The following is a 17,928-nucleotide window of genomic DNA, read 5'->3' as shown; positions in this document are numbered from 1 at the left end:
GGACCCGCCCCGCCGCTGACGACAGGACCAGGATCTCGGTCGGAGCGATGTCCGGCGTCGGCGCGGGCGCGCTCACGGCTCAGTGATCGTGGTCGTGGTCGTGAGCGACGGCCGTTCCGGGCGGAGTCGCCTCCTCGCCGAGCCTTTCCTTCGCCTCCGCGACGATGTCGGCGGTGTTGAGCCGTACCGACTCCGCGACCTCTTCGGCCTTGCGCGTCCCGCGGATACCCCAGGTGGTGGCGACGACTGCGCCTTCACGCAGCGGGGCCTTACGTGCGACGGTACGAACGGCGTCGTAGGCGACCGCACCGACGAAGCCGGTCGCGACCGTTGCCCCGGCCTTGGCGAGCAATGCATGAAGTGCCATGTGACGTCCTCGCTATTCGGTGTGCTGCGCACAACTACTCGATGTGCGGCCGCACACGTGGTGACAGGAGACCACGCTACATGCGTGCACCGACTTCGCCCGCTCGAGGCGCGAACACGGTTGCGAGACATGCACACCCGCTTATGCACTTCCGGTCATGCCGACGCCCCCCGCTGCCCGCCGTACGGGTCAGGACTGTGCGGCCGCCGGTGCGGCGGCGTGCTTCTGGTAGACCACCGCAGACGCGGCGAGGAGCGAGGCGGCGAGCGCGGCGACGCCGTACCGCTCATGGTCGAAGCGGTGGCCGAGCGCGCCGTCGACCGAGTACCGTCCCGGCCCGGTCAGGGCGAGGACCGCGGAGGCGGCGCCCAACACCGCCGGGAACTCGAGCCCACCGTTCTGGGCGAAGAATCCGTTGGGACGGTGGACATCCGACGCGGCGAGCATGGTGGCCGCTCCTGCCGCGGAGGCCAGCCGGGTGCCCGCACCCACGGCGATGAGGGCGCCCGCGGCCTCGCCGAGACCCGCGGTCACCGCCGAGAGCTTCGCCGGCTTGAAGCCCATCTGCTCCATCCCGGCAGCGGTCGTGGCGAGCCCGGGTCCGCCGAACCAACCCGTCAGTTTCTGCGCCCCGTGCGCGAACAGAGTGGCACCTACCGCCACCCGAAGCGTGAGCAATCCCGCGTCGAGCGCCTTACCGGACGTCCTGTTGCTGGCCATGATGCCGCTTCCTCTCGTTGCGTCTTCGCCGCCGCGAGCTTGAAATAGCACCGCGGTCCGCTTAGCCAGTAGATTGCGTGACAAACGATTTGTCAAATCAATCTCTGGGTAGGGTGACCGCATGGGTGCGGAAGACGGCGAGTGTTCGGGTGGACCGACGGACGGCGCGTTCGGGACAGACCTCGGCTGGTCACTGGGAGTCATCCTGCGGGCATGGCACCAGCAGGTGGAGCGAGTCGTCGCCGATGTCCCCCATGGAACGCGGGGCTACCAGATCCTCTCCGTGCTCGGACGAGGCGACTCACCGACCCAGAAGGGCCTGGCAGAGCATCTCTCCATCGACAAGACGGTGATGCCCTACGTCATCGATGCGCTCGAAGACGCGCGACTCCTCGCACGCAAGGTCGACGCCGCCGATCGCCGAGTCCGCCGGATCGTCATCACCCCCCGAGGCCGACGCGTACTCGGCGAGTTGACCACTCGGATGCGGACGGCAGAACAGGCGCTGTTCGACGATGTGCCCGCGTCGCTGCGGGAATCCTTCGTCACCCAGGCCGCACAGATCGCCACCACGATCCACCGCGCGCACCCCGCGCTGAATCCCTGCATCGCCGTGCAGGATGCGTTGTCCGAGTGACCCCGACTCAGCCAGCATCTCCAGCGCCGGGATGATCCCACCTACCCAGAATCATTGCGGTGTCGGCGAACTCGCGAGGCTGCGTCGGACCGCGGCGCGTACGTCGGCATCAGGGTCGTCCGCGGCCGATTCGAGGATCTGACGGACCACCGGATCGTCACTCCACTCCGCGAGCGTGAGTGCGGCGGCACGGCGGACATCGCTGTGCACGTCGGCGAGAGCCCTTTCCAGAGCCTCGACCGTCGTCTCGTCTCGCGCAACCGACAGCCCACGCGCGGCACCCACGCGTACCTGCCAAGCGGTCTCGCGCAGCGCACGGACGAGCACCGTACGGTCGACGGCGCCGTCTCCGACCACAGCCATCGCCGCGAATGCCGCAGCACGCACGAGCGGGTCGCGGTCGGCACCGAGCGTACGCACGGCCTCAGCACCGCCGGTACCGACTGTCGCCAGTCCCTCGGCCACTGCGATACGGACCTCACGATCGGGATCCGACGCCAGGCCGGCGAGCAGGTCTGATTCGTCGCGTGACACCAGCGCCCGAACGGCCTCGATACGTACTCGATGGTGGGGATCACTCGTCGCGGCGACGAACAGGTCGAGGCGGTCTGCTCGGAGTACGCGCAGCAGGTCGACGACGGTCGCGCGTACCGCCGGATCCGCGGACCCGATGTGCTCGGCGAGTGCCGACACGAAAACGGCAGTGGGGTCGATTATCTCCACGAGTTCGCGTAAGCCCTCTATTGCCGCGCCGCGGACCGGCGCGGCGGAATCCCCCAGCGCGCTGACGACGGCCATCTCGAAACCGTCCGGCGTGTTCTCGGTGAGCGTGGCGATCGCGGTCCGCCGGACTGTCGGATCAGGATCCCCCAGGTACCCGGCGAGATCTGCCGCGTGCGACACCGGCGTTGCCAGCAGTTCGACGATTCGCGGCGATCCCGTTGCGACGGGGCCCGTTTTCCGTGACACCTCACGGACCGGACTATCGACACCGCGGTACCCCGGACCGGTCGATACGGCGGGCTGCTCGATCGCGATCACCGTGCGGTCGGTCGGCGGGATGTGGTTGAGTCCCTCGACGTTGACCAGGAAGGGTTCTACCGGTCGCCCCAGGAACTCCATCGAACCGTCAGCGGCCTTCCGGACGTTCAGGTGGTAACCCCACTCGTCGTCCCGGCGCTCCGGCAGGTCGGCTCGCTCGTGGTACAGACCCCAGCGACTCTCGGTGCGGGTCAACGAGCTCCGCGCGGCCAGCTCGGCGCAATCGCGGATGAACGACACCTCGGCGCACCGCATGAGTTCGTGCGGTGTACGCCCGCCCATCTGCTCGATCTCGGTGCGCATGCGCTCGAAGGTCTCGATCGCGATGGCGAGCTTGTTCGACGTTTTCGGCGGCGCCACGTAGTCATTGACGAAGCGGCGCAGCTTGTACTCCACCTGCGGTTGCGGCGGTCCGTCGGGGTGGGTGAGGGGTCGGTATATCAGTTCGTACGCAGCGAGCAACTGATCCATCGGGAGCTCGGCGGGTGCGTCGACATCTCGGGCGGTGTCACTGGCGTGCTGTCCGGTGAGTTCCCCGTACACGAAGGCGCCGATCATGTAATTGTGCGGCACACAGGCGAGGTCGCCGGCCGCATACAACCCGTCCACGGTGGTCCGACCGTTCTCGTCCACCCAGACCCCCGAGGCGGAATGTCCGCTGCACAACCCGATCTCGGAGATGTGCATTTCGATGTCGTGTGTCCGATAGTCGTGCCCGCGGTTGCTGTGAAACGTTCCCCGCGTGGGCCGTTCGGTGGTGTGCAGAATCGACTCGAGCGAATCCAGCGTCTCGTCGGGGAGGTGACTGACCTTGAGATAGATCGGACCGCGTGCGGATTCGATCTCAGATTTGACCTCGGCCATCATGTCACCGGACCAGTAGTCGGAATCGACGAACCGCTCACCGTCGGCGTTGACCTGGTACCCACCGAACGGATTGGCGACGTAGGCGCACGCCGGTCCGTTGTAGTCCTTGATGAGCGGATTGATCTGAAAGCATTCGATACCGCTGAGCTCGGCACCCGCGTGGTAGGCCATCGAATACCCGTCACCGGCATTCGTGGGGTTCTCGTAGGTGCCATATAGGTAGCCGGACGCCGGTAGCCCCAGGCGACCGCAGGGCCCGGTGGCGAGGATCACGGTCTTTGCCCCGATCTCCACGAACTCGCCTGTGCGCGTGTTCAATGCCGCCGCTCCGACGGCGCGCCCGTTCGCGGTCAGGACCCGGACGGGCATGAGGCGGTTCTCGATCGTGATCTTCTCGCGCATGTCCCGCTTGCGCAGGACGCGGTAGAGGGCCTTCTTCACGTCCTTGCCCTCGGGCATGGGCAGCACGTAGGCCCCTGACCGGTGCACCCTGCGGACCGCGTACTCCCCGTATTCGTCCTTCTCGAACTTCACGCCATACCGTTCCAGGCGCCCGATCATCGCGAAGCCGCGGGTCGCCGTCTGGTACACCGTCTTCTGGTTCACGATGCCGTCGTTGGCGCGGGTGATCTCGGCAACGTAGTCCTCGGGCGTGGCCTTACCAGGGATGACGGCATTGTTCACGCCATCCATTCCCATGGCGAGCGCCCCGGAGTGGCGGACATGCGCCTTGTCCAGCAGCAGAACCGATGCACCGTTCTCGGCGGCGGTGAGAGCGGCCATCGTCCCGGCGGTGCCGCCGCCGATGACCAGCACGTCACAGTCGAGCCGACCGCGGTCGGTGATGTCTGGGATGTCCACGGCTGGTTCACTTCTCCAATGCGTCGAGGATGGTCTGGCGTAACCGCAGGGTCGCGTCGTCCCCGCGTTGCCGCGGGTCACGTGGGTGAGGGATGTCGACGGTGGCCCGAACAGGCTCGCCGGCACGGCCGAGCACGACGACCCGGTCGCCGAGCAGCAACGCCTCGTCCACGTCGTGGGTCACGAACACGACGGTCGAGGGATGCGCTGCCAGCGTGTGAAGGAGCAACTGCTGCATCGACGTTCGCGTCTGGGCGTCGAGCGCGCCGAACGGTTCGTCCATGAGCACCGCTCTCGGCGACCCGGCCAGTCCACGGGCGAGTTGCACCCGCTGGCGCATTCCACCCGACAACGACTTCGGCAGATAGTCATCAAAACCCTCGAGGCCGATCTCGGCGATCCACGAGTCCGCCCGCGTGCGCCGTTTCGCTCGTGGTACACCGCGCAACATCAACGCCAACATGATGTTTCCGCGAACGGTTCGCCACGGGTGCAGTGCGTCGTCCTGGAACACCATGGCCCGGTCGCGTGACGTGGTGGAGACCGATTCACCGTCGGCCAGGATGCGGCCCGCCTGGACCGGCAGCAGGCCCGCGACGGCCCTCAAGACCGTGGATTTTCCACACCCCGACGGTCCGGTCAGGACGAGGATCTGGCCCGCGGCAATCGAGAGGTCGAGTCCCTCGATCACCGTCGAGCCGCCATAACCGATCCGGATGCCTTCGAGGTCGAGCCGCATCGCGGAGACCGTATTCGGCTGCATCGCCGAGGCCGGATTCGGTCGCTCCGTTGTCGCGGTCATCGCTGCTCCTGGCCTCGGGGAAGCCAACGGGTGACGCGCCTTCCGATCAGCTCGATCAAGCCGGATGTCACTGCGCCGAGCACACCGATGGTCAACATCCCGACGAACACCTGGGGGTAATCCACCACCGTGTACGCCTGCCACGTCCGGTAACCGACTCCGAGCCGTCCGGAGATCATCTCGGCGGAGATGAGACAGATCCACCCGACACCGACGCCGACCGACAATCCGCTGAACACCCCAGGAGCGATGCCGGGCACGATCACTCGGACGACGACGTCGCGGCGCGTGCCGCCCATCGTCCGGACCGAGTCCTCCCAGATGGTGGGCAAAGCACGGACCGCATGTCGGGTCGCGACCAGGATGGGGAAGAACGCCGCCGCGAAGGTGATGAAGACCATGCCGGCCTCGTCGGTCGGGAGCACCAGGATCGCCACGGGTACCAGCGCGATCGCCGGGATCGGACGGAGCACTTCGGTGAGGGTGCCGGCCGTGAGTCTCGCCGCGCGGGACCGTCCGAGAGCGATCCCCACCGGGATGCCGACGAGTACCGCCAGCGCGAATCCCGACCCGATCCTGATCAATGACTGACCGAGATCCAGATAATACTGCTCGGAGCCGAGCGCGGTCCAGAACGCATGAGCCACATCGGTCAGTGAGGGAATGGTGTCGAACCTGGCCCACAGGACCACATCGTGTGTCGTCAGCAGTTGCCACAACACCCCGGTCGTGACCAGGACCAGTAGGCGGACTCCCCACTGCCAGAATCGGTTCGATCCGTTCGGAGTCCGCGGCCCCGCCTCATCGCGGACCACGTCATCGACCGTGACCGGGGTGAGCGTCGCGGCGGTCATGACACGACCTCCGCGAGTGCTTGCTCATAGGTCACGTCGATGGCGTCGGGATGCGTCGTCCGGTACTGTCGCGCGCTGTCTGCCGTGGTGAACGCCACGTACCGGTCGCCCTCCCGCAGCCACACCGCTTTGTGGGCGAACCATCGGGTCCCGAGTTGCGGGTCCGAGATGTATGCAGCCCGGACTTCGTGTCCCTCCTGCCGAGCCCGTTCGACCCCACGCAACAGGCAAGTCGCGTCCGCGGCAGGCTGGGTCCGCTCCTGTCCGCGCAGCCAGATCTCGCCGGCGGTCGCCGAGTCGACCTCTACCCCACAGACCGGGTCGACGCCACGGATGACGGAAGCATTGCCGTTGCTACTCAGTGCTTTCGAATAGTCGGCCCCGGCCTCCGCGAATACCTTCTGCAAGGGACCCGGATCGACGAAGGTGTCCAGGTCGATCTCGTGAGGGAACCTGCCGATGGACTTCAGGTAGGGGACGTCGTTGCGCAGCGCATCGACGAGGTTCGACTTGATGGCCGTATTGAAATCCGTTCCACCCGGTCCGTTGTACAGGTAGACGACCTCGGCCGGGAGACCGCTGTTCTCCGCAACGAGCTCGGCGGCTGCGAGCGGGTTGCGGGTCAGGGACGCGGTCGAATCGAGCTGCGCTCGCAGGAATGCCGCGACGACGTCCGGGTTCTCCTGCGCATAAGCCGAGCGCGCCACGACGCCGTGCAGAGTCGGGACCCCTAACTGAGCCCCGTCGTAGAGCAACCGGGCCTTGTCCTGGAAGACCAGGAGGCCGGGCCAGGCCACGAACTGGGCCAGCGCATCCACCTTGCCCGACTCCAGCGACGACGCGCCGACCTGCGGCTGTTGATTCTGCACCTGCACGCCGGTCGTGGGATCGATGCCCACACGGTCGAGGGCCTGCACGAGCGTCCCGTGACCTGCCGATCCGACGCTGGCCGAGATCGGCTTCCCACGCAGGTCCGCGAGCGTCGAGGCAGACGAACCCGCCGGCACCACAACCATGTTCAGGGAGCCCCGGGCACTGGACCCGGTGACCGACAGCATCTCGGTGCGGGTCTTCTCCTCGGCGCCTGCGCGGGACCCGTTGATCAACAACGGGTAATCACCCATCGATCCGATGTCGATCTTGCCCGCGACCATCCCGGTCGTGATCGGCGCGCCGGTGTCGTAGTCCTGCCACTCGACCGAGTATTTCTGGCCGGTCCGCTCGGTGACCTCGGCGAGCCGCTTCTCGAACTGCCCCTCGGCGCGGAGCAGCGTGCCCGCCGTCACCGTGTTGATCGTCTTCGACTGGTAACCGACGACGACCCGCACCGCGTCGGAGTCACCGGTGTCCTCCAACGAGCAGGCGGCACTGCCGAGAGCGACGGCGAGGGTGGCGGTGATCGCCGCCAGTTGTCGGGATCGGGTACGTGTTCTCATCGGGCGTCCTTTGGGCTGGGACTGTGGGCTGGGTTGCGGGCAGAAGTCATGACCGTCGGTCGCGGTGCGGTCCGACGTCGTTGTGGGGCAGAAAGATTCAGCGAAGAAGGTAGGGCATGTTGACAGTCACCGCGCCCGTCGGACACCGGACGGCGCACGGTCCGCAGTACCAGCATTCGTCGACGTGCATGAACGCCTTGCCCGAGTCCGGATTGATGGCCAGCGAATCCAGTGGGCAGACCTCGACGCAGAGCGTGCAACCCTCGATGCACAGCGACTCGTCGATGGTGACCGGTACGTCGACCCGGTTGTTGACCTGGCTCATGATTCGGCCGCCTCGCGTCGGGCGGTGCTCCGCAGGCAGACACGGTCGCTACGCATCCGGATGTACTCGAGATCGACGGGCCGACTCCCGTTCGCCAGGTGGGTCAGCCGTTCGAGGAGCAGAAGCGATGTCCCCGAACCGATCTCCAGATGAGCGGCCGAGTGCGGGTCGGCGTCGACGGCCTCCACCGTCATCGTCGCGTGTCCGAGCGGCCCGCCGGAGATTTGCTCGAGCAGGGTGAAGACGTCGTTGTTCTCGAGGTCGTGCTCAAGCAATGCGATGCCGAGGTCCGGTACGAGATAGGTGATGTCCAGGCTGATCGGCTCGTCGTCGAGGTAGCGCAGCCGCTCGATGTAGACGGCTTGCGAACCGGCGAGTTGCAACCGTCTTGCGACGGCGCGCGGGGCATCGACGAGCGTGGCGATCTTGACCGTGTTGCGCACCTCGCCGTGCATGCGGAACGTCTCCTTCAATCCCTGCAGCGCATCGAGCCCGTGGTCGAGTTTGCGGGCCACCACGTGGGTGCCGACCCGTGGCGCTCGCTCGATGAGGCGTTCCTCGGTGAGGATCGCGAGCGCATCCCGGATGGTGTTACGGGAGACATTGAAATCGGCGATGAGCGCCCGTTCGTCCAACGAGTCCGTGAGATCGCCGTCGTGGATCTGGCGCCGGAGGACGTCGGCGACCATCCGGGCGTTGTCTGCCCGGAGTCGGCCGGCTGTCATGGTCCTGAGCTGCATGGATGGGACGATAACGCGGTTGCGGCGGACCCGGGCCGCCCGCTGAGGACCCGGGCCGGGCGCCGACGGCAATGCGCCACCGGAGACACGTGCTGACCTGCGATCCGCGGCCGGTCGCTCACCATTGCGCCACCTTTCCGGTGAGCACTCGCTTTAGAATCATCGCGCACGCAATGGGCTCGGCATCGTCCGAGCGATCCGACATCCCCGGCCGACTCCGACCGCGCCCCACCGTTCACCACTACTCTTGCCTCTATGACCAAGCGAACCGAACCCGGTGCCGAGATCGACATCAAGCCCCGTAGTCGCGACGTCACCGACGGCCTCGAGAAGACCGCCGCCCGCGGCATGCTCCGCGCGGTGGGCATGGGTGACGACGACTGGGTGAAGCCGCAGATCGGTGTCGGGTCGTCGTGGAACGAGATCACGCCGTGCAACCTGTCGCTGGACCGGCTGGCCAAGGCCGTCAAGGAGGGTGTGCACGAGGGCGGTGGTTACCCGCTCGAATTCGGCACCATCTCGGTGTCCGACGGCATCTCGATGGGCCATGAAGGCATGCACTTCTCGCTGGTCTCCCGCGAGGTGATCGCCGACAGCGTGGAAACCGTGATGAGCGCCGAGCGGCTCGACGGCTCGGTCCTGCTGGCCGGTTGCGACAAGTCGCTGCCCGGCATGCTCATGGCGGCCGCCCGCCTCGACCTCGCGTCGGTCTTCCTCTACGCGGGTTCGACGCTGCCGGGATACGCGACACTGTCCGACGGCCAAGAGCGTCAGGTGACCATCATCGACGCGTTCGAGGCAGTGGGCGCCTGTTCCCGCGGGCTGATGAGCCGCGAGGACGTCGACACCATCGAACGCGCCATCTGCCCGGGCGAAGGCGCGTGCGGCGGGATGTACACCGCGAACACGATGGCCAGCGCCGCCGAGGCGCTCGGCATGTCCATCCCGGGAAGCGCCGCTCCCCCCGCCCCGGACAAGCGCCGCGATCAGTTCGCCCGGCAGAGCGGCATCGCCGTCGTCGAGATGCTGCGTCGCGGGATCACCGCGCGCGACATCATGACCCGTGAGGCCTTCGAGAACGCGATCGCCGTGGTGATGGCGTTCGGCGGGTCGACCAATGCCGTCCTGCACCTGCTGGCCATCGCCAGCGAGGCCGAGGTGGAGCTGACGCTCGACGACTTCATCAGCGTCGGCAGCCGGGTTCCGCACCTCGCCGACGTCAAGCCGTTCGGACGGCATGTGATGACCGACGTCGACCGCATCGGCGGTGTGCCGGTGGTGATGAAGGCGCTCCTCGACGCGGGACTCCTGCACGGGGACTGCCTGACGGTGACCGGATCGACGGTCGCCGAGAACCTGGCGCACATCGCGCCGCCCGACCCGGACGGTCAGGTCCTGCGGGCCACGAAGTCGCCCATCCATCCGACCGGTGGCATCACGATCCTCAAGGGGTCGCTGGCCCCCGAAGGCGCCGTGGTGAAGTCCGCCGGCTTCGACTCCGACGTCTTCGAGGGCACGGCAAGGGTTTTCGACCGCGAACGCGCCGCGATGGACGCACTCGAAGACGGCACGATCACCGCGGGCGATGTGGTCGTCATCCGCTACGAAGGCCCCAAGGGCGGGCCGGGAATGCGTGAGATGCTCGCGATCACCGGCGCCATCAAGGGCGCGGGCCTGGGCAAGGACGTGCTGCTGATGACCGACGGCCGGTTCTCGGGCGGCACCACCGGCCTGTGCGTGGGCCACATCGCACCGGAAGCCGTCGACGGCGGTCCGATCGCGCTGGTCCGCGACGGTGACCGCATCCGCCTCGACGTCGGCCGCGGGCTCCTCGACCTACTCGTCGACGACGCCGAACTCGAGTCGCGGGCCAAGGAATTCACTCCCCTGCCACCGCGCTACACGCGCGGCGTGTTGGCGAAGTACTCCAAGCTCGTGACTTCCGCGTCGCAAGGGGCTGTCTGCCGCTGAGGGTTCCGCCCACCCGGCGGGACGCCACGTGCCGGGAGACGGGATCACTTCTTCTTCGTCTTGGCGGCTGCCCGCCGCGGCTTCGCAGAGCGCGGCGGGATCGTCCGCATGTGGTCTCGTGCCTTTCCCAGCACGCGGGCCAGGTCCTCGACGTCGTCGCGGTCAAGGGAGTCGAAGAGCAGTTGGCGCAGTACGGCGATATGACCGGGGAACACGGCGGCGAGCCGTCCGTGGCCGGCCTCGGTCACGGTGACCGTCACCCCTCGCTCGTCGTCCTCCGAAACGCCGCGCGCCACCAATCCCGCACGCTCCAGCAGTCCGACCTGATAGGTCAGACCACTTCTGCTGTAGACCACGCCGTCGGCGAGTTCGGTCATCCGCCGGCTGCCGCCCGGTGCGTCGCCGAGCGTGGCGAGCAGCTGGAACTGTACGTAGCTCAGGTCGCCCGCGTCCCGTAGCTGCTGCTCCACCTCATGTCGCACCAGACTGCTGACCTCGATCAGTGCGAAGTACGCCTGTAGTTCGACGGGGTCCAACTGGTGTTCACCGCGCTCGTTCATCTCTCCATCCTACCTATTGCTTCGAATTCGAAGCAGTGCTAGCGTTGCGATCAGTTGCTTCGAATTCGAAGCATCACAGCGGTCACACCGAGAAGACAAGAGGCAGATCATGAAAGCAGTGCAGTTCGACGAGGTCGGCGGTCCGGAGGTTCTCGAGCTCCGCGATATCGAGCAACCGATGCCGGGGCCCGGCGAGGTCCGTGTTCGCGTTGCGGCATCGGCGTTCAACGCCGCGGACAACGGCATGCGGGCCGGGTTCCTGCCGATCCCGATCGCGTTGCCACACGTGCCCGGGTATGACGTCTCCGGCACGGTTGATGCCCTCGGAGAGGGGGTTCACGAGCTCGAGATCGGCGACGCCGTCATCGGATTTCTCCCCATGGAGCACGACGGCGGCGCAGCCGAATACGTCGTCGCACCGGCCGAGTCGCTGGTGCACGCACCTACGAGCATCCCACTCGCCGACGCCGCGGCACTGCCGTCGGTGAGCCTGACTGCGTGGCAGGCGCTGTTCGACGCGGGCAGACTGGAGCGCGGCCAGCGGGTGTTGATCGTCGGGGCCGGTGGCGTCGTGGGCAAGTACGCGATCCAATTGGCCACCCGCGCCGGGGTGCAGGTGATCGCCACCGCGAGTCCCCGCAGCCTCGAGGCTGTACGGGCTGCGGGGGCCGGTCAGATCATCGATCACACCGCCACGGAACTGCTCGACGCGCTCGACGGGAGGGTCGATGTGCTGCTGAATCTCGCACCCATCGAGCCCGATCAGTTCGCCGCCTACGTCGCGACCGTCCGCGACGGCGGGCTGGTCGTCAGTACCACCGCCTTCATGACGACCCCGGGCGACGAGTCACGGGACGTGGCGGCCAGGACCGTGTTCGTACTACCGAACCGGGATCGTCTCGCCGCGGTGGTGTCACTCGTCGACGAGGGCGCACTGACCGTCGAGGTGACCCGACGGATCGCGCTGGCGGAACTACCCGATCTCCACGAGGAGGCGGCGCGCGGCCGCATCGCCGGAAAAGTCATCGTACTTCCCTGACTTCTGGTCGACGGCGCTGAATACGGTTCACCAACCGCGGATTTCACAGTCCCCCCGCGGTTCCGGCGTCAGCTCTGCGCTCCTGGTCGACGACCGGGTGGGACTTCGACGGCCCCGCCGTTCAGTCCGTACTCGACACCAACACGGTGGGGATCGTGCGGATGATCCACGCCTTCCTTCCCCTGTTGAAGAAGGCCGACGCGCCTGTGATCGTCAACGTGTCATCCGGTCTCGGGTCGTTCGACGTCCGCGCCGATGCGTCGCGTGTCGAGCACGGGATACCGTCGCTGGGCTACTCGGCGAGCAAGGCCGCCGTCAACATGCTGACCAGCATCTACGCTCAGTTCTTGCCGGGAGTCCTCGTCAATGCCGTCGATCCCGGCTACACCGCAACGGATTTCAACGACAATTCAGGATTTCAGACCGTGACAGAGGGAACCGACGCCATCGTCGCCATGGCGTCCATCGGACCGGGCGGCCCGTCGGGGACGTTCACCGACCGCCACGGTCCCGTGCGGTGGTGAGCACCACGTCGGTCAGGAGACTCCACCCCGGGCGCGGCGCGGATGTTCGCCGGTCATCATGACCGCCCGCGCGGCAACGCTTTTCGAGGCGTGAGATTGGGTAGCAGCCAGTCATAGATCTCATCGCTGTTCAGCAGCGTGAAGTGGTGTGCGCCGCCGACATGGAAGCCCTCCTGGAACTTCAATCCGCGGCGCGCTCGCGTGTGCTGGCCGCGGCCACTCGGTGCGAGCACGAGGCCGTCACCGAGCAGGCGGCCCAGCGGATTGTCGGGGTCGCGGGTGATCGTCGCCGTGACGAAGAGATGCCGGGCGCCGTCGAGCAGCGGGACGTCGGCGCCGGGCGGCTGCGACCACGCGTCCGGGTCGTGACCGATCCAGTCGTCGTCGGTCAGGCTGCCGTGGAACAGGTCTCGAACACCCGCGCTGCGTCGTCGCAGCAGTGAGCCGATCGGACGCGTGACCGGCGTCCGGCGTAGGGCGTTCGTCGCTAGATGGACTCCGCGGGCCAGTGGCGCACCCAGGTGCGGCGTGCCGAGACACACCGTTTCCGACACCAGGCCTGTCCAGTAGTCGCCGCGCTGATCTGCTGCGTGACAGGCACTCCGGACGACGAGCCCACCCATCGAGTGGCCGATGAGGGTCAACCGCGTCACCGGGGTCGGCCACAGGAGCACGAGGGCGTCGAGCAGGTCGGCGAGGGCTCGACCGTTCTCGCTGATGTGACGCCCGGTGTTGTAGCGGATCTGGACCTCGGTTGCGCCGATGTCACGGGCGAGTCTGTCGCCGTAGGTGAGACGGCGGGCGCCGGGAGCGGAGCGAGCGGGCCCGGTCTGCTCCCCGCGGGCGCCGGGAGCGGAGCGAGCGGGCCCGGTTGTCTGCTTCGATCCGAGCGACCACGCGAACTCGGACTCCATCAACCCGTGCAGGAACACGACGACGTGTCCGGTCGGGTCGGGGAAGGCGTCTCGGAGAGAATCAGCGCCGAGCGCGACGGGACGCCCGTCGACCCGGATCGACATGTCGGCCGTCAGCGGCGAGTGGTCGCTCTCGAGCTCGTCCCCGATGAGTCCGTTGAGTATGCCGAGCAGCACTGCGCCCCGGTGGGTGTGCGACGGTGCGCGACCTTCGGGCCAGGGCACGTGATCCGCCGCTGACCTGCCGGCGTCGAGTGCCGCGACGATGGAGTTGTAGGTGCCCTCGCTGACGGCATCGTGGACCATCCGCGCCGTGTCGACGGAGCTGCCCAGCACCGGCCGGAGCATTCGGAAGACGCCACCGGAGATGACCCGGTGCATCGAACCGATGCCGCGTGTGGCTGCCCCCACCTCGTAGAGGCCGAGGTGGGCGAGGGCCCGCAGTTCGGTCTCGCGCGTGGTCGTTGCGGTCATGCCCTGAGTGTACAGGTGTGCACTCAATCCGCGAGCTCGCCGGGGATCAGGTTGCGGTCGGTCCCGGCTTCCGGGAGCAACCGCAACGTGATCTCAGCCGGCGCGCCGTCGTGCGCGCAGCAGCACATCGTGGGTGTGGTGACCGCCCCCGGCGGCCCTACCGCGCTCGCGGGTCTCGTCGGTCTCGATCTCCCACCCGTCGCCGAGGAGTGCGGCGAAGTCGCCGGGCTGAACGTAGGCGTCCGGGTCGAATCCGTGGGCCCGCACGCCGTCCGGGGCGTGTGCCACCACCAGCAGGGTTCCGCCGGGCCCGACGGCGTCGACCAACCGGCGAGCGGCGTCGAGGTTCGCCTTGGGGATCGGGAAGTAGTGCATGGTCACGAGATCGACGTCGGCGGCCGGCACCGCGTCGGCGATCACGTCGGCACGCAACCAGGTGATGGACGGTCGGGGATCGATCTCGCGGGCCCTGTCGATCGCGACCTGCGAGATGTCGAGGGCCGTGACCTGCCAGCCACGGTCGGCGAGCCACCGTGCATCGGCCCCCTCGCCCGATCCGACGTCGAGCGCGGTGCCCGGCGCGATGTCCGACACCTCGGCGACCAGCGCCGGGTTGACGTCGGAGGTCCACAGACGGTCGGCGCTGCTGTAGCGCGCGTCCCATCCCTCCGCGGTTCCGGGGTCGTTCGGTTTCGGTGAATCGGTCGCGGCGTCGGCGTGGTGGTTTCCGGTCATGATCCGACTGTGACACGCGCCGTCGTCAGAGGCCAGAACGGTTGCCGATTCGGCAAGAATCGGCCGTGGTGCGCACGCGTCCGAGAGCGCTTGACCGTCACCGGGTTTCGCGCCGACGTCGACGATCCTGCCGGTAGCAGGCACACTGGTCGACATGGCCTTCCCCATTCGCATCGGTGTCCAGATCCAACCCCAGCACGCTCCCGAGTACTCGTTGATCCGCGACGCGGTCCGGCGCGCCGAGGACACGGGTGTCGACATCGCGTTCAACTGGGACCACTTCTATCCCCTGTACGGCGAGCCCGAGGGTGAACACTTCGAATGCTGGACGATGCTCGGCGCGTGGGCCGAGCAGACCTCGCGCGTCGAGATCGGCGCGCTGGTGACCTGCAACTCGTACCGCAATCCGGAGTTGCTCGCGGACATGGCCCGCACCGTCGACCACATCAGCGGCGGGCGTCTGATCCTCGGTGTCGGCGCCGGCTGGTTCCAGAAGGACTACGACGAGTACGGCTACGACTTCGGCACGGTCGGGTCGCGGCTGAACGACTTCGGTGCCGCGCTGCCGCGGATCAAGTCCCGACTGGCCAAACTCAATCCGGCCCCGAAGCGCGACATCCCGATCCTCGTCGGCGGCAGCGGCGAGAAGAAGACCCTGCGCTACATCGCCGAACACGGCGACATCTGGCACGGCTTCAACGACGTCGAGCAGTACCGACACAAGTCCAAGGTGCTGGCCGAGCACTGCGCGGCGGTCGGTCGGGACCCGGAGACCATCGAGCGATCGTCGGGCGTGCAGTACGACGGCGACGTCGACGCCCTGCTGAGGGACGCCGACGCGCTGGCCGATGAGGGCGTGACCCTGCTGACGGTCGGCGTCAACGGGCCGGACTACGACCTCACCGCCCTCGAGGCGCTCTGCCGGTGGCGCGACTCGCGCAACTGACCGCAGCGGGGACCGTTTCCGGTCGCCTTCGGTCCTACACTCACCCGAATGCGGTGGCTGGTTAAATTCGTGATCATGCATCGAGTGTCGGCAACGGGGAGCGGACCGAAGCGATCTGTCGGGGTGGCCGGGCTGGTGGCATTGCTGGGCCTCTTCCTGGCCCTGATGTCGCCGGGTCCGGGCACGGCGACGGCCGACGCGCCCACCCGCCTCCCCACGTACGTCGTCGACTCGGCGGATGCGATCACCGCCGCGGAGCGCACGGACCTCGAGGCCGCTGTCGACTCGCTGTACAACGCGCACGGTGTCCAGATGTGGATCGTGTACGTGCGCGACTTCGGCGGTCTCACTAGCGAGCAGTGGGCCGACCAGACGGCCCTGGCCAGCGAACTCGGGGATCACGACGCGCTGTTGGCGGTCGCGACCGAGGATCGCGCTTACCGCCTGTTCGCCCCGGACAGCATCGGTGGTCTCGACCAGTCGACGCTCGACGAGGTCGCGAACGACGACGTCGTACCGCAGCTGCGTGAGGCGAACTGGGCGGGCGCCGGATTCGCGGCCGTCAACGGCCTGTCCGACGCGCTGGACCCGAGCTATACGGGGGTCATCGTCGCCGGGGTGGTCGGGGGCGCCGCGGTGCTCGGAGGTGGCGGCGCGTTCCTGTATTCACGCCGCCGCAAGCAGCGTCGCATCGAGGGAAGTCTGGAGACGCTGCGCGAACAGGAGCTGACCGTCGACCAGCTGGCCGCGCAGCCGATCGACGTGCTGGACCCGTGGTCGCGGGAGGTGCTCACCGACCTCGACAACGCGATCCGGACCAGCGAGGAAGAACTGCAACTGGCGATCGGCGAGTTCGGCGAGGCGGACACCGCCCCCTTCAGCGCGACACTGGAACGCGCGAAGAGAGAACTCGCGCAGGCCTTCGCCGTCCGGCAGCGGCTCGACGACAACCTTCCCGAGACCGACGACGAGCGACGCTCCATGCTCGTGCAGATCATCACGATGTGTACCGACACCGACAGTGCGCTCGACGACCAGGTGGAGACGTTCGACTCCCTGCGCGACCTCCTGATCAACGCCGACGCCCGATTCGACTCGATCACGCAGCAACTCGTCGGTCTGCGCGCGCGGCTGGATCCGGCGGCGCGGCGGCTCATCGACCTCGTCGAGAAGCATGGGCGGGACATCCTCGCCTCGGTCGCCGACAACGTGGACCTGGCCCGTGAGCAGATCGACTTCGCGGAGGCCACCGCCGATCAGGGCCGGGAGGCGATCGCCATGCCGGTCGGCAGGCAGGGGCCGGCCGTCGCGGCCATCCGATCCGCGGAGGGATCCATCGAGCAGGCCACCGCGCTGCTCGATGCGATCGAGCACGCCGACGCGAACATCGCGGTCGCCCGCTCCCGGATGCCGGCGCTCATCGACGAGGTGGAGGCCGAGCTCGCCGAGGCTGCGGAGTTCGGAGTGAGCGGGCCGAGATTGGCCGGCGCCGGGAGCGAAGCGAGCGGGCCGAAACTGGCCGGCGCCGGGAGCGAAGCGAGCGGGCCGAAACTGGCCGGCGCCGGGAGCGAAGCGAGCGGGCCGAAACTAGCTGCTGCGGTCGAGGCCGCGAGCGCGGCGGTGGCATCGGCTCGCAGCGATTTCGACGCGGATCCGTTGGGGACGTTCACCGCCCTCGTCGACGCCGACGCCGATCTCGACGACGCCCTCGCCGAGGCGCGCGATGCCGCGGCGGAGCGCACCCGGCGTGCGCAGGTGCTCACCGCGGCGCTCGAATCGGCTGGGGCCAAGGTGTCCGCGGCCGCCGACTTCATCGGAACCCGTCGCGGCGCCGTGCAGTCCACGGCGCGGACCCGGTTGGCCGAAGCGCAGCGCCTTCTGCAGTCCGCTCACGACACCGCAGCATCCGATCCGCTCGGGGCGACCGACACGGCTCGCCGTTCGGGTTCACTCGCCGACCAGGCGCTGATGGCGGCGCAGGGCGACGTGGTCAGCTGGCAGCAGACACAGCAACCGCGGTCGTCGGGAACCTCGACCGCGGGGGCCGTGCTGGGCGGCATCCTGGTCGACAGTTTCCTGCGCGGGACCATCGGCGGCCGGGGCGGGGGCTTCGGC

Annotated in this window: 16 protein-coding genes and 2 pseudogenes; 6 read left to right on the top strand and 12 right to left on the bottom strand. The window is 67.9% G+C overall.

Features of this window, described 5'->3' with window-relative positions; genetic code table 11:
• Window positions 1-79: 79 nt before the first annotated feature.
• Complete coding sequence (locus tag MAY35_RS07060) at window positions 80-367, bottom strand: DUF1490 family protein (RefSeq protein WP_238420207.1); 288 nt, start codon at window positions 365-367, stop codon at window positions 80-82.
• Window positions 368-556: 189 nt separating this feature from the next.
• Window positions 557-1,087: a DoxX family protein gene (locus MAY35_RS07055; RefSeq protein WP_238420206.1), complete on the bottom strand. Its 531-nt coding sequence runs from the start codon at window positions 1,085-1,087 to the stop codon at window positions 557-559.
• Between the two features lie 121 nt (window positions 1,088-1,208).
• Here MAY35_RS07055 and MAY35_RS07050 point away from each other — a divergent pair, with 121 nt between their 5' ends.
• Window positions 1,209-1,724, top strand: a complete 516-nt coding sequence (locus MAY35_RS07050; protein WP_238420204.1) for a MarR family winged helix-turn-helix transcriptional regulator — start codon at window positions 1,209-1,211, stop codon at window positions 1,722-1,724.
• A gap of 51 nt (window positions 1,725-1,775) precedes the next feature.
• Here MAY35_RS07050 and MAY35_RS07045 read toward each other — a convergent pair whose 3' ends face one another.
• From MAY35_RS07045 to MAY35_RS07020, 6 genes are all read right to left on the bottom strand, one after another.
• Window positions 1,776-4,493: a fumarate reductase/succinate dehydrogenase flavoprotein subunit gene (locus tag MAY35_RS07045; RefSeq protein ID WP_238420203.1), complete on the bottom strand. Its 2,718-nt coding sequence runs from the start codon at window positions 4,491-4,493 to the stop codon at window positions 1,776-1,778.
• Between the two features lie 7 nt (window positions 4,494-4,500).
• The gene (locus MAY35_RS07040) at window positions 4,501-5,256 is read right to left on the bottom strand and encodes an ABC transporter ATP-binding protein (RefSeq protein WP_374237933.1); all 756 of its coding nucleotides are present in this window, start codon (window positions 5,254-5,256) and stop codon (window positions 4,501-4,503) included.
• Window positions 5,257-5,291: 35 nt separating this feature from the next.
• On the bottom strand, window positions 5,292-6,149 hold the full coding sequence (locus MAY35_RS07035) for an ABC transporter permease (protein WP_238420202.1): 858 nt from the start codon (window positions 6,147-6,149) through the stop codon (window positions 5,292-5,294).
• Entirely contained in the window at window positions 6,146-7,585 is a 1,440-nt protein-coding gene (locus MAY35_RS07030) for an ABC transporter substrate-binding protein (protein WP_238420201.1), read from the bottom strand. Before MAY35_RS07030 ends, MAY35_RS07035 begins: the two co-directional genes overlap by 4 nt.
• A 97-nt stretch (window positions 7,586-7,682) precedes the next feature.
• Window positions 7,683-7,910 carry a ferredoxin family protein gene (locus MAY35_RS07025; protein WP_238420200.1) on the bottom strand — a complete coding sequence of 76 codons (228 nt, stop codon included), beginning with the start codon at window positions 7,908-7,910 and terminating at the stop codon, window positions 7,683-7,685.
• Window positions 7,907-8,650, bottom strand: coding sequence for a GntR family transcriptional regulator (locus MAY35_RS07020; protein ID WP_238420199.1), 744 nt, complete (start codon window positions 8,648-8,650; stop codon window positions 7,907-7,909). Before MAY35_RS07020 ends, MAY35_RS07025 begins: the two co-directional genes overlap by 4 nt.
• Before the next feature lie 255 nt (window positions 8,651-8,905).
• On the opposite strand from MAY35_RS07020, the gene ilvD reads away from it, so the two are divergent.
• Complete coding sequence (gene ilvD / locus MAY35_RS07015; protein WP_238420198.1) at window positions 8,906-10,621, top strand: dihydroxy-acid dehydratase; 1,716 nt, start codon at window positions 8,906-8,908, stop codon at window positions 10,619-10,621.
• A gap of 44 nt (window positions 10,622-10,665) precedes the next feature.
• Here the strand turns inward: ilvD and MAY35_RS07010 are convergent, their stop codons facing one another.
• Window positions 10,666-11,181 (bottom strand): MarR family winged helix-turn-helix transcriptional regulator, encoded by a 516-nt coding sequence (locus tag MAY35_RS07010; RefSeq protein WP_238420197.1) that lies wholly within the window; start codon window positions 11,179-11,181, stop codon window positions 10,666-10,668.
• A gap of 109 nt (window positions 11,182-11,290) precedes the next feature.
• Here MAY35_RS07010 and MAY35_RS07005 point away from each other — a divergent pair, with 109 nt between their 5' ends.
• Window positions 11,291-12,220: an NADP-dependent oxidoreductase gene (locus tag MAY35_RS07005; protein ID WP_238420195.1), complete on the top strand. Its 930-nt coding sequence runs from the start codon at window positions 11,291-11,293 to the stop codon at window positions 12,218-12,220.
• Between the two features lie 27 nt (window positions 12,221-12,247).
• Here MAY35_RS07005 and MAY35_RS23430 read toward each other — a convergent pair.
• Window positions 12,248-12,349, bottom strand: a pseudogene (locus tag MAY35_RS23430) (hypothetical protein); the annotation flags it as partial.
• Between MAY35_RS23430 and MAY35_RS07000 the strand changes: the two are divergent.
• Window positions 12,337-12,744: pseudogene (locus tag MAY35_RS07000) on the top strand (SDR family NAD(P)-dependent oxidoreductase); the annotation flags it as partial. The pseudogenes MAY35_RS23430 and MAY35_RS07000 sit on opposite strands and share 13 nt — an antisense overlap.
• A gap of 56 nt (window positions 12,745-12,800) precedes the next feature.
• On the opposite strand, the gene MAY35_RS06995 reads toward MAY35_RS07000, so the two are convergent.
• Window positions 12,801-14,132, bottom strand: coding sequence for a GPI inositol-deacylase (locus MAY35_RS06995; RefSeq protein ID WP_238420191.1), 1,332 nt, complete (start codon window positions 14,130-14,132; stop codon window positions 12,801-12,803).
• Between the two features lie 93 nt (window positions 14,133-14,225).
• Window positions 14,226-14,867, bottom strand: a complete 642-nt coding sequence (locus MAY35_RS06990; protein ID WP_238420189.1) for a bifunctional 2-polyprenyl-6-hydroxyphenol methylase/3-demethylubiquinol 3-O-methyltransferase UbiG — start codon at window positions 14,865-14,867, stop codon at window positions 14,226-14,228.
• 154 nt (window positions 14,868-15,021) lie between these two features.
• Here MAY35_RS06990 and MAY35_RS06985 point away from each other — a divergent pair, with 154 nt between their 5' ends.
• Both MAY35_RS06985 and MAY35_RS06980 read left to right on the top strand, forming a co-directional pair.
• Window positions 15,022-15,813, top strand: coding sequence for an LLM class F420-dependent oxidoreductase (locus MAY35_RS06985; RefSeq protein ID WP_238420188.1), 792 nt, complete (start codon window positions 15,022-15,024; stop codon window positions 15,811-15,813).
• A 75-nt stretch (window positions 15,814-15,888) separates the two neighbouring features.
• The coding region (locus MAY35_RS06980; protein ID WP_238420187.1) for a TPM domain-containing protein at window positions 15,889-17,928 on the top strand (2,040 nt) is incomplete at its 3' end.

Origin of the sequence: Gordonia sp. 'Campus' (assembly GCF_022206305.1) — a bacterium.
Taxonomy (GTDB): domain Bacteria; phylum Actinomycetota; class Actinomycetes; order Mycobacteriales; family Mycobacteriaceae; genus Gordonia.
The sequence above is the reverse complement of the archived record's forward strand: the minus strand, read 5'-3'. Positions and strand labels throughout refer to the sequence as shown.

Bases quoted from the DNA above. Each gene is read 5' to 3' on its own strand.
- MAY35_RS07060 (WP_238420207.1), bottom strand. From the start codon at position 367: ATGGCACTTCATGCATTGCTCGCCAAGGCCGGGGCAACGGTCGCGACC.
- MAY35_RS07055 (WP_238420206.1), bottom strand. From the start codon at position 1,087: ATGGCCAGCAACAGGACGTCCGGTAAGGCGCTCGACGCGGGATTGCTC.
- MAY35_RS07050 (WP_238420204.1), top strand. From the start codon at position 1,209: ATGGGTGCGGAAGACGGCGAGTGTTCGGGTGGACCGACGGACGGCGCG.
- MAY35_RS07040 (WP_374237933.1), bottom strand. From the start codon at position 5,256: ATGCAGCCGAATACGGTCTCCGCGATGCGGCTCGACCTCGAAGGCATC.
- MAY35_RS07035 (WP_238420202.1), bottom strand. From the start codon at position 6,149: ATGACCGCCGCGACGCTCACCCCGGTCACGGTCGATGACGTGGTCCGC.
- MAY35_RS07030 (WP_238420201.1), bottom strand. From the start codon at position 7,585: ATGAGAACACGTACCCGATCCCGACAACTGGCGGCGATCACCGCCACC.
- MAY35_RS07025 (WP_238420200.1), bottom strand. From the start codon at position 7,910: ATGAGCCAGGTCAACAACCGGGTCGACGTACCGGTCACCATCGACGAG.
- MAY35_RS07020 (WP_238420199.1), bottom strand. From the start codon at position 8,650: ATGCAGCTCAGGACCATGACAGCCGGCCGACTCCGGGCAGACAACGCC.
- ilvD (WP_238420198.1), top strand. From the start codon at position 8,906: ATGACCAAGCGAACCGAACCCGGTGCCGAGATCGACATCAAGCCCCGT.
- MAY35_RS07010 (WP_238420197.1), bottom strand. From the start codon at position 11,181: ATGAACGAGCGCGGTGAACACCAGTTGGACCCCGTCGAACTACAGGCG.
- MAY35_RS07005 (WP_238420195.1), top strand. From the start codon at position 11,291: ATGAAAGCAGTGCAGTTCGACGAGGTCGGCGGTCCGGAGGTTCTCGAG.
- MAY35_RS06995 (WP_238420191.1), bottom strand. From the start codon at position 14,132: ATGACCGCAACGACCACGCGCGAGACCGAACTGCGGGCCCTCGCCCAC.
- MAY35_RS06990 (WP_238420189.1), bottom strand. From the start codon at position 14,867: ATGACCGGAAACCACCACGCCGACGCCGCGACCGATTCACCGAAACCG.
- MAY35_RS06985 (WP_238420188.1), top strand. From the start codon at position 15,022: ATGGCCTTCCCCATTCGCATCGGTGTCCAGATCCAACCCCAGCACGCT.